The sequence below is a fragment of the Parafrankia sp. Ea1.12 genome (assembly GCF_900465275.1).
GTDB classification, from domain to species: domain Bacteria; phylum Actinomycetota; class Actinomycetes; order Frankiales; family Frankiaceae; genus Parafrankia; species Parafrankia soli.
Map to the genome: position 1 here is coordinate 1 of NZ_UBIZ01000354.1, position 275 is coordinate 275.

The following is a 275-nucleotide window of genomic DNA, read 5'->3' on the forward strand; positions in this document are numbered from 1 at the left end:
GCCGCCGAGCTCACTCCCGACGTCGTCGCCGCGGCGAACAACGCGGCGCTCTCCGACCTGGTGGAACGCGCGGAGAAGGGCTTGCTCCTGCCCGGCCTGGGGCCGGTCGACGTCGGACCGGTCATCGGTGTTGGTCACTCGATGGGGGCTATGCTCGCCGTCTTCCAGCAGTCGCTGCACGGCAGCTTCGATGCCATCGCCCCACTCGGCTACGGCACGGTCGCGCCCTTCGCCGCCTATCTGGCCGGAGACGACCGCACCCGTATACCCCGACC

The 275-nt window shown here is 70.5% G+C and carries 1 pseudogene; it reads left to right on the forward strand.

Annotation, left to right across the window (positions count from 1 at the left end):
- Positions 1 to 275: pseudogene (locus FMEAI12_RS19565) on the forward strand (alpha/beta hydrolase); the annotation flags it as partial.